This window comes from Kitasatospora sp. HPM-01-4 (genome assembly GCF_051374625.1).
Taxonomy (GTDB): Bacteria; Actinomycetota; Actinomycetes; order Streptomycetales; family Streptomycetaceae; genus Kitasatospora.
Window position 1 is genome coordinate 1224971 of the sequence record NZ_JBPQGP010000005.1, and the last position, 12815, is coordinate 1237785.

The following is a 12815-nucleotide window of genomic DNA, read 5'->3' on the forward strand; positions in this document are numbered from 1 at the left end:
CACCCTCGCTACCGCCTTCTTCCCCCATCACTCACGTGACCAGCGGGCTGCCATCAGCGCGGTGGTCGAAAGGTGCCCTGTGACCATCTACTCCCAGCACGCGAACCGCGGGAAGACGCAGATCTTGGCGACCTACCAGGGGTCCGCCGGGGTCGCCTCATCCACTGTGACGAGTCTGAACAGCCCTTCCCTGGCGGCACCGATCATCGATGCGCTCAACCGGGTCTCAGCCCTGACCACCGTTCCGCTGAGTGTTTGGGATGGCCGCGATGGCGGCGTGAACCGCTACCCGCGGACGCACCTCGCAGCGCTCACTAACCGGGACTCGCGCGACGGTCTCCTGAACGGTGCGCACAGCCTGTGGTACGAGTACACCTGCCGGGAACTCCACCAGGCTCTGACCGACCTGGACAACGCCCTGGAAGCGGTGCCGCCGCCGGTCTTGACCGCGATCGAGGCGGAACTGGCAACGGAGGCACGCGAGCTGCGCGATGCCTGGGCGGAGTACTCGGAGGGGATCCCCATGCCTGACACGGAGGGGCGGCGGGAGTGGGAGTTCGGCCACCCGTTCGTGGCGTACGACGGCGGGATGCACGTGCTGAGCCGTGAGGTCCGGGAGCAGTTGGACAACCTCGAGAAGGACATCTCGACGAAGGAGCGCGAGCAGGCTGTCGCGGACCTGCGCGTGTTGGTGACGGCCTACTCCCAGTGCTCCAGCGAGCAGGCCACGCTGGATTACGCTCCCCTCAGCATCTTCACGGAGCCGTACGATTCGAACGGCTACTACCTTTCGGTCCTCGCACCGGAGCCTGGCAACGAGGACGCTGGCTCCTGGGAGATCGAGATCTGCCGCTGGGAACCCGATGACCCCGACGACGAGGAGTGCAGCAGCGCGACCGGCGAACCGTTGATCCGCTGCGAACTGCCCACGTCACCGGATGTGGCCCAGCTCGTCGGCCTGTTGGACAAGGTCGAGCAGCATCCGGGCCTCCTCGCCAAGTGGGCCGAGTCGCCAGTCGGTGCGACGCTCGACGAGACAGATCTCGTGGTCACCCGGGGACGCGACAGCTGAGCCTCGACGCCTGTCCGCCAGCGGCCGACCAGCCACTGGCGGACAGATTGCTCTGCGTGGGTCGGCGGCGCGAACCACGGTGAGCAGGATCTGGCTTTGCCAAGTTGAGCCAGGCCCTCGGTGGCGATCCGCTCGAACACGTCGAGGTCGTTCTCGAAGATCGAGTCCGGGACCGGCCAGTGGATCACCAGCTCGGTGATGCCCAGCTCCTGGTACCGGCCCGCCCAGTCGACGAAGGCGTCCAGCGACTGCAGCGGCTTCTCCGCCGTCGAGCCCTGCAGCAGCAGCAGCTTCTCCAGCTCCGCTACGTCCCGCCCGCGCGCCTCACAGGCCGCCGTCAGCTTCGCGATCTGCTGGGCGATAACCCCGAGCGCCTGCTCTACCGGCACGTCCGCCGGCCCGCGCGGGTCACCGTACGTCACCCAGCCCTGCCCGTACTCCGCCGCCAGCCGCAACCCCTTCGGCCCGGTCGCCGCCACATAGAACGGCACCCGCGGCGTCTGCACACACCCCGGGTGCCGATTCCACGCGCCCGGCCGGAATGGGCGCTGTAGCCGATGCCAGCCGGCGGCCTCCAAAGATGTGCGGAGTGCACTGGAGATAGCGGCAAGGCGATGTCTTGCGCCCGTGATCTGGATCGCCGGTCTCTCGCACCAACCGCGAAACGATGGCACTCCCCTCGAAATGCAATGCGGCATGCGCGATCGAGGTCCGTCCACCCCGCTCAGTGTCAAGGAGTCACATCTGGTCGGAGACCAACAGTGACTCGGCGCAGTAGCCGATGAACGGCTCACGGTCAGACGGCGGCAGCGATCGAAGGAACGCCCACACAGCGGGGTGGAGGTCGGGCTCCCCGTCTCCGCTCAGACTGGTGTGACTCAGGAGTGGAGGAACCTCGTCGCCGTGTCCAGCGGCGCCAGCGGTGCGCCCTGTTGTGCGGAGTCCTGTACGCGGACGGCCACCAGTTCGTCCACCCGCGCGCCGATGTCACAACCAGGAGACCAACCGTTCGCAGCGAGCCAGTGCTCGACATCGCGGGGGTTGGGCAGCGGAGCCATCGAAAGCGTTCCCTTCTGTTGCGTCAATGGTGGGCGTGAATACCGAGCTTCGGCAGCATATGAGTGCACGAACGACAGGGAGGTTCATTCAATCGAGGCGTTTGACAGCGAACCCGGTCGTCCAGGCTTCCTTGTCAGCGAACCTGGTCCCTCTTCGGCCCGATGCCTTTGATCCTGGTCGGAGTTCCCTCCGGGGCGAACGGGTGGTGGAAGGTGAAGGCGTCCGGCGCGGAGCCGTGGTCGTGGAGGTGTTCCAGCCTGGAGACCCCGTCCTGCCAGGTGGGTATCACACCGTCGGAGACCCACCAGCACACGTAACTCGGGTGTCCTGTCCTCTCGAACCAGTCGTAACGCCTGTTGAGTGCCTCACGGTGCAGACCGGTGTAGACGGCGTCGAAGGCGGGGCGCAGGTCGGTCCAGAGTGAGAGGGTCGCGTCCAGGGCGGTGGTTTCCACCGTATGGCCCTTGCCGTACCAGGTCGGTACGGTGAACTCGCCCCATGCACCCCAGTCCAAGTCGAAGTGTGTGCCCCGGTCGCCGTCCGCCGCTTCAGCACGAGCGAGGTACCCGGGGTGCTGGCTGATCTTCCGGTAGATGGCCTCGCCGCTGTCGTGGAGTTCGCGCGTGAGAGGTGTGGGATCGGTGAGAGGTGACTTCAGGACGCCGAATGTGTACAGCGCGAGATGGTGCATGCGTCTCTCCCTGGTTGGGGGTGCCTGGTGTGGACCCGGTTCGGTGGCTTACGCACGGGGGCGAGGATTCGTGGGGCGTGACCGACTCATCCCGTCGCGGGTGGCTCAGCCTGAAGGAACTCCTGTGCGGCCGTGGGCGATCGCCGAAGACCAGGTTGAAGGTAGCTGCCTCTGCGGGCGATGTCGAAGTTGCGTTTTCCCCGTCCAAGTGGCCTCTCGCACCGGTCATTGCGGGGGCTGGGGCGGTAACGCGCGGGGCAGGCTGCGGGGTACCAGTGATCCACTTCGGCCGATCGGTTCGCCCGCCATGCCCGTCCGCGCCCCCTGTCCGATAGCCCCGAGTGCCGCCGAACGCGTGCGGTTGAAGAAGACGGCCTGCGGCCACAAGACCGAGCACCAGCTGCGGGTGCGTGCACAGGTGGTGCCGCACGCCGCGCGTGGACGCTCCAACGCATGCATCACCCGGGAGACGGGGCTGCAGTTGGACACGGTACGCCGCTGGCGTGGCCGGTTCGCCCAGCGGGCCTGCCCGGGCTCAAAGACCGTCAACGCTGCGGCCGTCCCGGCTCGTTCACACTGCTGCAGGCCGCCGAGGTCAAGGCGTTGGCCTGCCGACTGCCTGCCGAGAGTGAAGTACCGCTCTCACGCTGGTCGTACCCGGAACCGGCCCGCGAGGCCGCCCGGCGGGGCATCGGCCCGTTCATGTCGGCGTCGACCGTGTGTCAGGGGGACACATCATGCCCCTACCCATACGGCCGTTCCGGAGCGCGGGATGCCCGTGGTGGGCCTACGGTGCGTCAGGAGGGGGGCCACCCGAGCGAGAGGTTCCAACAGCCATGGCAGGCAAGTTCGAGGTCTACACCGAAAAGCCGGGCGTGCACCGGTTCCGGCTGAAGGCGAGCAATGGTTCGGTGCTGATCACCAGCGACCCGCACGACAGCAAGGAGTCGCTGATGAAGAGCATCGAGTCGATCCGCAAGCTCGCACCGTACGCCCAGGTTCAGGAGTCGTCGGCTTCGGCCTAGCCCGGCCCAGGACGTGAGGGCCGGTTCCACGGTCAGGAGGTGGAACCGGCCCTCGTGCCGTGCCCTTCGACCGGGTCAGAGCCGCAGCAGTCGGCCGAGGACGGAGCCGAGGACGGCCTCGGGATCGGCGGTGGCCTCCGTGGCGCGCCAGGCCACGAAGCCGTCGGGCCGGACCAGTGCGGCGCCGTCCGGGCCGATGCCGTAGGCGGCGGCCCAGTCGGTGTTGGGCTCGGGTGTCAGGTCGTCCTCGGCGGTGGTGCCGATCCGGTAGCGGTCCAGCGGGATGTCCAGCTTCCGGGCCACTCGTTCGGCGGCCCGGTGCCAGGCGGACCCGCCGGGGCCGGTGAGCAGCACCAGGTGCTTCTCGAACAGGTCCACGGTGGAGAGTCTGACGCCGGCTCGGCGCAGCCACAGGTGGGGTGCCCGGCCGCCGGGGGCGCCGTCCGGCTGGAACCGTTCGGGGACGGTCGGCGCGGTGGGGTCGGTGTCGAGGACGGCGCCGGTGTTGTAGCGGTAGCCGAGGGCCACGGCCAGGACGTTGCTCTGCCGTCCGGTGCCGGGGACGGCGTCGTAGCCGGGGTGGCGGTGTTCGGCGGAGCGGGCGGAGGCGCGTTCGCTGGTGGCCCGGGCGACCGGTTGGCGTTCCTGCTGGTAGGTCTCCAGCAGGCCGGGTCCGGCCCAGCCCTCGAGGACGGCGGCGAGCTTCCAGGCGAGGTTGTGGGCGTCCTGGATCCCGGTGTTGGAGCCGAAGGCGCCGGTGGGGGACATCTCGTGGGCGGAGTCGCCGGCCAGGAAGACGCGTCCGGAGCAGTAGCGTTCGGCGACCCGTTCGGCGGCGTGCCAGGGGGCCTTTCCGGTGATCTCGACCTCCAGGTCGGGCACGCCGGTGGCGGTGCGGATGTGGTCTACGCAGCGCTGGTCGGTGAAGTCCTCCAGGGTCTCGCCCTGTTCGGGCTTCCAGGGGGCGTGGAAGACCCAGTTCTCGACGTTGTCCACGGGCAGCAGTGCGCCAGGGCCGTCGGGGTTGGTGAGGTAGCAGGCGATGAAGAGGCGGTCGCCCACCACGTCGGCCAGCCGCTTGGCGCGGAAGGTGATGCTGACGTTGTGGAAGAGGTCGCCCTTTCCGGTCTGGCCGACGCCCAGGCACTCACGGGCCGGGCTGCGCGGGCCGTCGGCGGCGACCAGGTAGTCCGCGCGGACGGTCCGCTCGGCGCCGGTCTCCCGGTCGCGCAGCAGGGCGGTGATCCCGTCGGCGTCCTGCTCGAAGGAGCGCAGTTCGGTGCCGAAGCGCAGGTCGCCGCCGAGTTCCCCGGCCCGGCGCAGCAGCACGGGTTCGAGGTCGTTCTGGCTGCACAGGCACCAGTTGGTCGGGCTGAACCTGGCCAGCGCCCCGCCCGGGTCGATCTCCCGGAACAGCCACTCCTGGTCGGCCGAGGTGAGGGTGTGGGCCTGCAGGATGCCGTGGTTGGCGGCGAGGACGCGGGCGGCGCCGCGGATGTCCTCCTCGATCCCGGCGACCCGGTAGAGCTCCATGGTGCGCAGGTTGTTCCCGCGCCCCCGCGGGTGGTGGGAGGTGCCGGGGTGTTTCTCGACCAGCAGGTGCCGGACGCCGAGGCGGCCGAGGAAGAGGGAGGCTGACAGGCCCACCAGCGAGCCGCCCACGATCAGGACCGGGACGTGCTCGTCGGTCTTCAGGTTCATCGGTTGCTCCAGGGGTACGCGGTGCGGGACCCGTGATCCATCCCCTTCGGCCGGGCCGCCGCAGCGGGTTTCGCCCGGATGGCCCGCAGATCTCGCGCAGTTCGATCAGGCACCCGACGATCGGATTCAGGCTGAGGCCCGACCGCGCTCATGCGATCACGGAGAGTCACATCACGCGTTCGCAGGGCCCGGTGGCGCGCCTCTTCGGGCGCGCCGTTCCCAATACTGCCCAAGGAGAGTCGAAAATGATCACGCTGTCCGAACCTCAGGTGCAGCGCTCCACACCGCAGGACTCGCGGCTTCGCGTGGTGCTGCTGCTGGACGTCCAGGACGGGGCGCAGGAGCGGTTCCTGGACGCCTACGAGCAGTTGCGGCACCAGGTGGCATCGGTCCCCGGCCATGTCAGCGACCAGCTCTGCCAGTCGATCGAGAACCCCGCGCAGTGGCTGATCACCAGCGAGTGGGAGAGCGCCCAGCCGTTCCTGACCTGGGTGGACAGCGAGGCGCACCGCGAGATGGTGCGGCCGTTGCACGGCTGTGTCCGGGACACCAGGTCACTGCGGTTCAGCATCATGCGGGAGACCTCCGAGGCCGGGACGTTCGACAGCGGATCCGCGCCCCGGACCCCGCGCGCGGGCAGCCCGGACGGGATCGTCCGGCACGCGCTGACCTTCACGGTGCGGCCGGGCAGCGAGTCGAAGGTGGCGGAGATCCTCTCGGGCTACACCTCGCCCGAGGCCCGGGTGGACGGGACCACCCGGCTGGCCAGGACCTCGCTCTACATGCAGGGCAACCGGGTGGTACGGGCGGTGGAGGTGGTGGGCGACCTGGTCTCGGCGCTGCGGCACGTGGCGCAGCAGCCGCAGGTGCGCGCGGTCGAGGAGGCGATCAACCCGTATCTGGAGGAGGCCCGCGACCTGGCCGATCCGCTCTCCGCACGGGACTTCTTCATGCGGGCCGCGCTGCCGGCGGTGCACCACGCGGCGTCCGGTCGTGCGGAGCCCGCGCGGGTGTACCGGCACGCGCTGCGCTACCCCGTCCGCCCCGGCTGCGGCGAGGAGCTGGCCGGGCTGCTGCACCGTCAGGACCAGGAGGCCACCGCCGATCCGGCCGGGGTGCTGGTGCGCAGCACGATCTTCCTGCGCGAGGACGTGCTGGTCCGGCAGGTGGACCTGACGGTCCCGGCGAAGTCCGCTCCACAGGTGGCGCTCGGCGTGCGGGGGCGGCAGTGCGATGCGATGCTCGGCCGGTTGACGGAACTCGGTTCGGACGCCGGCGGCCCCGGCGACGACACCGCCCGGCTGCTGCTCGCCGCCTGGGAGCTCTCCCTGGTCACCGACCGCAGTGCGGACTGACCCGATGACGCCCCGTCAGCCCGATCCCCGCCCGACCAACCCGGCAGAAACCACCTGGAGGCAGCAGCCATGACCATGGAACTTCCACGCATCGTGCACGTAGACGAGGTACCGCCGAACCGTCGGCGCGGCGGCGACCTGCGCGCCATGCTCACCCCGACCACGTGCGGCGCCACCAGCGGGTTCATGGGCGTTGCGATCGTCCAGCCCGGGGAGCGGATCGGCGAGCACTACCACCCGTACTCCGAGGAGTTCGTCCTCGTGGTCTGCGGCGATCTGGAGGTCGACCTGGACGGGGTGAGCGTGCCGCTGAAGCCCGAGCAGGGGCTGATGATCCCGGTCAACATGCGGCACCGGTTCCGCAACGTGGGCGACACCGAGGCGAGGATGGTCTTCCATCTGGGCCCGCTGGCGCCGCGTCCCGAGCTCGGGCATGTCGACACCGAGGAGACCTTGCAGCCGGGGCCGACGGAACCCGCGAAGGTCGCGTCGTGACCAGGCGGGTGGCGGTCACCGGAATCGGCGTGGTGGCGCCCGGGGGCGTGGGCGTGCCCGCGTTCTGGTCGCTGCTGACCTCGGGCCGGACCGCAACCCGGGGCATCACGCTGTTCGATCCGACCGGGTTCCGCTCCCGGATCGCCGCCGAGTGCGACTTCGATCCCGCGGCGCACGGCCTGGACGCCGAACTGGTGGCCCGCTCGGACCGGTATGTGCAGTTCGCGCTGGTCGCGGCCACCGAGGCGGTCCGCGACGCCGGGCTCGACCTGGCGGCCGAGGACCCGTGGCGGGTCGGGGTCTCGCTCGGTACCGCGGTCGGTGGCACCACCCGCCTGGAGCACGACTACGCGCTGGTCAGCGCCGGCGGCGCGCGCTGGGACGTGGACCACCGAAGGGCCGAGGCGCAGCTGCACCGGGCGTTCTCGCCGAGCACGCTGGCCTCCGCGGTGGCCGAGCAGGCGGGTGCGCACGGTCCGGTGCAGACCGTCTCGACCGGCTGCACCTCGGGCCTGGACGCGGTCGGCTACGCCTTCCACGCGGTCCAGGAGGGCCGGGCCGACGTGGTCATCGCCGGCGCCTCGGACTCGCCGATCTCGCAGATCACGGTGGCCTGCTTCGACGCGATCAAGGCGACCAGCGCGCGCAACGACGACCCGGAGCACGCCTCCCGGCCGTTCGACGCCAGCCGGGACGGTTTCGTCCTCGGCGAGGGCGGTGCCGTGCTGGTGCTGGAGGAGCTGGAGCACGCCCGCCGCCGGGGCGCCACGGTGTACTGCGAGATCGGCGGATTCGCCACCTTCGGCAACGCGTACCACATGACCGGGCTGACCAAGGAAGGCCTGGAGATGTCCGAGTCGATCAACCGGGCGCTGGAGCAGGCCCGGCTCGACGGCTCGGAGATCGACTATGTGAACGCGCACGGCTCGGGCACCAAGCAGAACGACCGGCACGAGACCGCCGCGGTCAAGCGCTCGCTGGGCGCCCACGCCTACCGGCTGCCGATGAGTTCGATCAAGTCGATGGTCGGCCACTCGCTGGGTGCGATCGGCGCGATCGAGCTGGTGGCCTGCACCCTGGCGCTGGCGCACGGTGTGGTGCCGCCGACCGCGAACTACTCCACCCCTGACCCGGAGTGCGACCTGGACTACGTGCCGCGCACCGCCCGGGAGATACCGCTCCGTCATGTGCTCTCGGTCGGCAGCGGTTTTGGCGGCTTCCAGTCAGCCGTGGTGCTCAGTCGGAAAGGGTGAGGGAATGTGACGGACGAGCAGGCGCAGCGCCGCGCGGTGCTGACCGGCATCGGGGTCATCGCCCCGAACGGGGTCGGTACCGACGACTTCTGGAAGGCCGTCCGGGAGGGCGCCTCGGTGCTGGGGCCGATCTCCCGGGAGGGCTGCGGCAACCAGCCGCTGCGGGTCGCGGGCGAGGTCCGGGGATTCGAGCCGGCGGGCTCGGTGGAGGAGCGCTATCTGGTCCAGACGGACCGGTTCACGCACTTCGCGATGGCGGCGGCCGACCTGGCGCTGGCCGACGCCGCACTGGACCCGGCGGCCGGATCGCCGTTCTCCGTGGGCGTGGTGACCGCCGCGGGCTCCGGCGGCGGCGAGTTCGGCCAGCGGGAGCTGCAGCAGCTGTGGGGCCACGGGCCCGAGTACGTCGGGCCGTACCAGTCGATCGCCTGGTTCTACGCCGCCAGCACCGGGCAGGTGTCGATCCGGGGCGGCTTCAAGGGCCCCTGCGGGGTCGTGGCCTCCGACGAGGCGGGCGGACTGGACGCGCTGGCGCACGCGGCCCGCGCCATCCGGCGGGGCACCGAGGCGGTGGTGGTGGGCGCGGCGGAGGCCCCGCTGGCGCCGTACTCGATGGTCTGCCAGCTCGGCTACCCGGAGCTGAGCCGGTCCGCCGACCCGGACTCGGCCTATCTGCCTTTCACCGCGCAGGCGGCCGGGTTCGCGCCCGCCGAGGGCGGGGCGATGTTCGTGGCCGAGTCCCAGGCGGCGGCCGTGGCGCGCGGGGCCCGGATCCGGGCCCGGATCTCCGGGCACGGCGCCACCTTCACCGGGGCGTCCCGCTGGACCGAGTCCAGGGAGGGCCTCGCCCGCGCCATCCGGGGCGCCCTGAAGGAGGCGCACTGCGCACCCGACGAGATCGACGTGGTCTTCGCCGACGCGCTCGGCACCCCGGAGGCCGACCTGGCCGAGGTGCTGGCCCTGCGGGACGCGCTGGGCGACCACGCGGACCACGTCCCGGTCACCGCCCCCAAGGCCGGCTTCGGCCGGGCCTACTGCGGCGCCCCGATGCTGGACGTGGCCGCCGCCGTCCTCGCCATGGAGCAGGGCGTCATCCCGCCCACTCCCGGGATCACCAAGATCTGCCACGAGATCGACCTGGTGACCCGCTTCGCCCGCTCCTGCGAGCTGCGCACCGCGCTGGTGCTCAGCCGGGGGCTGATGGGCTCCAACGCGGCCCTGGTCCTGCGCCGGGGCCAGGACGCGTGAGCCGGCCGCGGCGACGCGTCCGGTGAATCAACTGAACACACCTCACAAGGAGCGGCACATGCCCACCACTCTGACCCACACCGAGCTCTCCGCCCTGATCAAGGGCAAGGCCGGTATCTTCATCGACCCGCACGACCTGCAGCGTCCCGAGACGACGTTCGAGGAGTTCGGCGTGGACTCACTCGGACTGCTCGGTGTGGTGGGCGAGTTGGAGAACCGGCACGGAGTGCAGATCGTGGATGGCGCCGAAATGGCCAAGACTCCGTCCGAGTTCCTCGTCGCCGTCAACACCTCCTTCTCGAAAGCAGGTTAATGAGATGCCCGGTCACACCGACAACACCATCGTCATCAACGCCCCCGTCGACCTGGTCTGGGAGATGACCAACGACCTGGAGAACTGGCCGCAGCTGTTCAGCGAGTACGCCTCGGTCGAGGTACTGGACCGCGACGGCTCCAGGACCACCTTCCGCCTCACCATGCACCCCGACGAGAACGGCCAGATCTGGAGCTGGGTGTCCGAGCGGACCACCGACCGCAAGTCGCTCGCCGTCAAGGCCCGCCGGGTCGAGCCGGGCCCGTTCGAGTACATGGACATCCGCTGGGAGTACAGCGAGGTGCCGGGCGGGACCAGCATGCGCTGGGTCCAGGACTTCGCCATGAAGCCCACCGCCCCCGTCGACGACGAGGGGATGACCAACCACATCAACCGCAACTCCCGGATCCAGATGGAACTCATCCGGGACAAGGTCGAGAAGCGTGCCGGGAGGAAGGGGTGAGCACCGTGCACCGCACGCTGATCGTCGCCCGGATGAAGCCGGACTCCGGCCCGGGCATCGCCGAGATCTTCGCCGAGTCCGACCGGGGCGAACTGCCGCACCTGGTCGGGGTCACCGGCCGCAGCCTGTTCCAGTTCGGCGACCTCTACCTGCACCTGGTCGAGGCCGACCGACCGCCCGGCCCCTCGGTGGCCAGGTACAAGGACCACCCGGAGTTCCGCGAGGTGAGCGAGAAGCTCACCGCCTACGTCCAGGCGTACGACCCCGCCACCTGGCGGGAGCCCAAGGACGCGATGGCCCGCGAGTTCTACCGCTGGGAGCGCGCCGCTTCCCGCTGAGCCGCGATCCCGCCGAGCCGCAATCCCGCCGAGCCGCTTCCCGCCGAGCCGGAGGAGGACCCGCCATGGTGGACACCGACGACCGGACGGACCCCGAGTGGGTCCGCTGCGGACGCTGCGCCGGGCTGATCTACGGCCGCCGCTTCCGGCGGGCGCTGAGGGTCTGCCCGGACTGCGGCTGGCACGGCCGGCTCACCGCCCAGCAGCGCCTGGACCAGTTGCTCGATCCCGGATCGGCCGAGCCGCTGCGCCAGGTCAGGGCGGTGCACGACCCGCTCCGCTTCGTCGACAGCCGCCCGTACCACGAGCGGCTGGCCGACGCCCGCGCCGACACCGGCCTCGACGAGGCCGTGCTCTGCGCGAGCGGACGGATCGAGGGACAGCCGGTGGTCGTCGCCGCCATGGACTTCCGGTTCCTCGGCGGCAGCCTCGGGTGCGGGGTCGGCGCCCTGGTCACCGAGGCCGCCGAGACCAGCCTGCGGCTGCGCACCCCCCTCCTGCTGGTCTGCGCCTCCGGCGGAGCCCGGATGCAGGAGGGGGTGCTCTCCCTGATGCAGATGGCCAAGACCGCCCAGGCCCTGGCCGAACTGGACGAGGCCGGGATCCTGGTCGTCTCGCTGATCACCGACCCGACCTACGGCGGGGTGGCGGCCTCCTTCGCCACCCTGGCCGATGTGATCATCGCGGAGCCCGGCGCCCGGATGGGCTTCGCCGGGCCCCGGGTGATCGAACAGACCACCGGCGAGCGGCTGCCCGAGGGCTTCCAGACCGCCGAGTTCCTGCTGGCGCACGGCATGGTGGACGACGTCGTGGCCAGGCCGGCGCTGCGCGCCACGCTCGGCAAGCTGCTCGCCCTGCGCTCCCCCACCACGCCGCCCGAGGCCGCCCCCGCGCCCGACGGCGTACGGCTCGACGCCGCCGAACCGGCCGAGCGCGACTCCTGGGCCGCCGTCCGGCTGGCCCGGCACCCCGACCGGCCCAGCAGCCTCGACTACATCGGCCGGCTGCTCGACGACTTCCTCGAACTCCACGGCGACCGGCTCAGCGAGGACTGTCCCGCCATCGTCGGCGGCCCCGGCCGGCTCGGCGGTCTGCCGGTGATGCTGATCGGCCATCACAAGGGCGGCCCCGACCTGGCCGAGCGCCGGCGCCGGCGCTTCGGCATGCCCTCCCCCGCCGGCTACCGCAAGGCGGCCCGGCTGATGCGGATGGCCGCCAAGCTCGGGCTGCCGCTGGTCACCCTGATCGACACCCCCGGTGCCAATCCCGGTCCCGACGCCGAGCGCGGCGGCCAGGCCGTCGCCATCGCCGAGAACCTGCGCCTGATGTCCCGGCTGCCGGTACCGATCGTCTCCGTGCTGATCGGCGAGGGCGGCAGCGGCGGGGCACTCGCCCTGGGCGTCGCCGACCGGGTACTGGTGAGCGCCAACGGGGTCTACTCCGTGATCAGTCCGGAGGGCTGCGCGGCCATCCTCTGGAAGGACCCCGAGGCCGCGCCCGCCGCGGCCAACGCGCTGCGCCTGCACGCCGGTGAGCTGGTCCGGCTCGGTGTCGTGGACGGCGTCGTCCCCGAACCGCAGGACGGTGCGCACCGGGACCACGCGGGTGCCGCCGCCATGCTCGGCGAGGCGCTGGCCGCGACTCTCGGCGAACTGATCCCGTGGGAGCCCGCGCGGCTGCTCGCGGACCGCAAGCGCCGTTTCCGCCGCTTCGGTGTCGAGGCGGCCGGGGCGGACGGAGGGACCGCTGCCGGGCCGGTGGTCGACCCGGTGGTCGGAACGGTCGAGAGAGGTGCACAGTGA

Annotated in this window: 13 protein-coding genes and 1 pseudogene; 10 read left to right on the top strand and 4 right to left on the bottom strand. The window is 71.0% G+C overall.

Annotated features, from left to right (window positions below):
- Nucleotides 1-79 precede the first annotated feature (79 nt).
- Complete coding sequence (locus ACSMTC_RS05145; RefSeq protein ID WP_436558442.1) at nt 80-1072, top strand: hypothetical protein; 993 nt, start codon at nt 80-82, stop codon at nt 1070-1072.
- A 98-nt stretch (nt 1073-1170) separates the two neighbouring features.
- Here the strand turns inward: ACSMTC_RS05145 and ACSMTC_RS05150 are convergent.
- From ACSMTC_RS05150 to ACSMTC_RS05160, 3 genes and pseudogenes are all read right to left on the bottom strand, one after another.
- Nucleotides 1171-1770 (bottom strand): annotated as a pseudogene (locus ACSMTC_RS05150) (LLM class flavin-dependent oxidoreductase); the annotation flags it as partial.
- A gap of 180 nt (nt 1771-1950) precedes the next feature.
- Nucleotides 1951-2130 (bottom strand): SUKH-3 domain-containing protein, encoded by a 180-nt coding sequence (locus ACSMTC_RS05155; RefSeq protein WP_436558443.1) that lies wholly within the window; start codon nt 2128-2130, stop codon nt 1951-1953.
- A 134-nt stretch (nt 2131-2264) separates the two neighbouring features.
- Nucleotides 2265-2822 carry a DUF3291 domain-containing protein gene (locus ACSMTC_RS05160; RefSeq protein ID WP_436558444.1) on the bottom strand — a complete coding sequence of 186 codons (558 nt, stop codon included), beginning with the start codon at nt 2820-2822 and terminating at the stop codon, nt 2265-2267.
- A gap of 836 nt (nt 2823-3658) precedes the next feature.
- On the opposite strand from ACSMTC_RS05160, the gene ACSMTC_RS05165 reads away from it, so the two are divergent.
- Complete coding sequence (locus tag ACSMTC_RS05165; RefSeq protein ID WP_436558445.1) at nt 3659-3847, top strand: YegP family protein; 189 nt, start codon at nt 3659-3661, stop codon at nt 3845-3847.
- A 75-nt stretch (nt 3848-3922) separates the two neighbouring features.
- Here the strand turns inward: ACSMTC_RS05165 and ACSMTC_RS05170 are convergent, their stop codons facing one another.
- Complete coding sequence (locus ACSMTC_RS05170) at nt 3923-5548, bottom strand: FAD-dependent oxidoreductase (RefSeq protein WP_436558446.1); 1626 nt, start codon at nt 5546-5548, stop codon at nt 3923-3925.
- A 245-nt stretch (nt 5549-5793) separates the two neighbouring features.
- On the opposite strand from ACSMTC_RS05170, the gene ACSMTC_RS05175 reads away from it, so the two are divergent.
- The 8 genes from ACSMTC_RS05175 to accD all read left to right on the top strand — a co-directional run bounded on the left by ACSMTC_RS05175 (nt 5794) and on the right by accD (nt 12815).
- On the top strand, nt 5794-6903 hold the full coding sequence (locus ACSMTC_RS05175) for a SchA/CurD-like domain-containing protein (RefSeq protein ID WP_436558447.1): 1110 nt from the start codon (nt 5794-5796) through the stop codon (nt 6901-6903).
- Between the two features lie 69 nt (nt 6904-6972).
- Complete coding sequence (locus ACSMTC_RS05180) at nt 6973-7398, top strand: cupin domain-containing protein (RefSeq protein WP_436558448.1); 426 nt, start codon at nt 6973-6975, stop codon at nt 7396-7398.
- Nucleotides 7395-8651 carry a beta-ketoacyl-[acyl-carrier-protein] synthase family protein gene (locus ACSMTC_RS05185; RefSeq protein WP_436558449.1) on the top strand — a complete coding sequence of 419 codons (1257 nt, stop codon included), beginning with the start codon at nt 7395-7397 and terminating at the stop codon, nt 8649-8651. Before ACSMTC_RS05180 ends, ACSMTC_RS05185 begins: the two co-directional genes overlap by 4 nt.
- 6 nt (nt 8652-8657) lie before the next feature.
- Nucleotides 8658-9899 carry a beta-ketoacyl synthase N-terminal-like domain-containing protein gene (locus tag ACSMTC_RS05190; protein ID WP_436558450.1) on the top strand — a complete coding sequence of 414 codons (1242 nt, stop codon included), beginning with the start codon at nt 8658-8660 and terminating at the stop codon, nt 9897-9899.
- Between the two features lie 58 nt (nt 9900-9957).
- On the top strand, nt 9958-10212 hold the full coding sequence (locus ACSMTC_RS05195; protein ID WP_436558451.1) for an acyl carrier protein: 255 nt from the start codon (nt 9958-9960) through the stop codon (nt 10210-10212).
- 4 nt (nt 10213-10216) lie between these two features.
- Nucleotides 10217-10675: an SRPBCC family protein gene (locus ACSMTC_RS05200; protein WP_436558452.1), complete on the top strand. Its 459-nt coding sequence runs from the start codon at nt 10217-10219 to the stop codon at nt 10673-10675.
- A gap of 5 nt (nt 10676-10680) precedes the next feature.
- Nucleotides 10681-11013 (top strand): TcmI family type II polyketide cyclase, encoded by a 333-nt coding sequence (locus tag ACSMTC_RS05205; protein WP_436564600.1) that lies wholly within the window; start codon nt 10681-10683, stop codon nt 11011-11013.
- Between the two features lie 65 nt (nt 11014-11078).
- Nucleotides 11079-12815 (top strand): acetyl-CoA carboxylase, carboxyltransferase subunit beta, encoded by a 1737-nt coding sequence (accD, locus tag ACSMTC_RS05210; RefSeq protein ID WP_436558453.1) that lies wholly within the window; start codon nt 11079-11081, stop codon nt 12813-12815.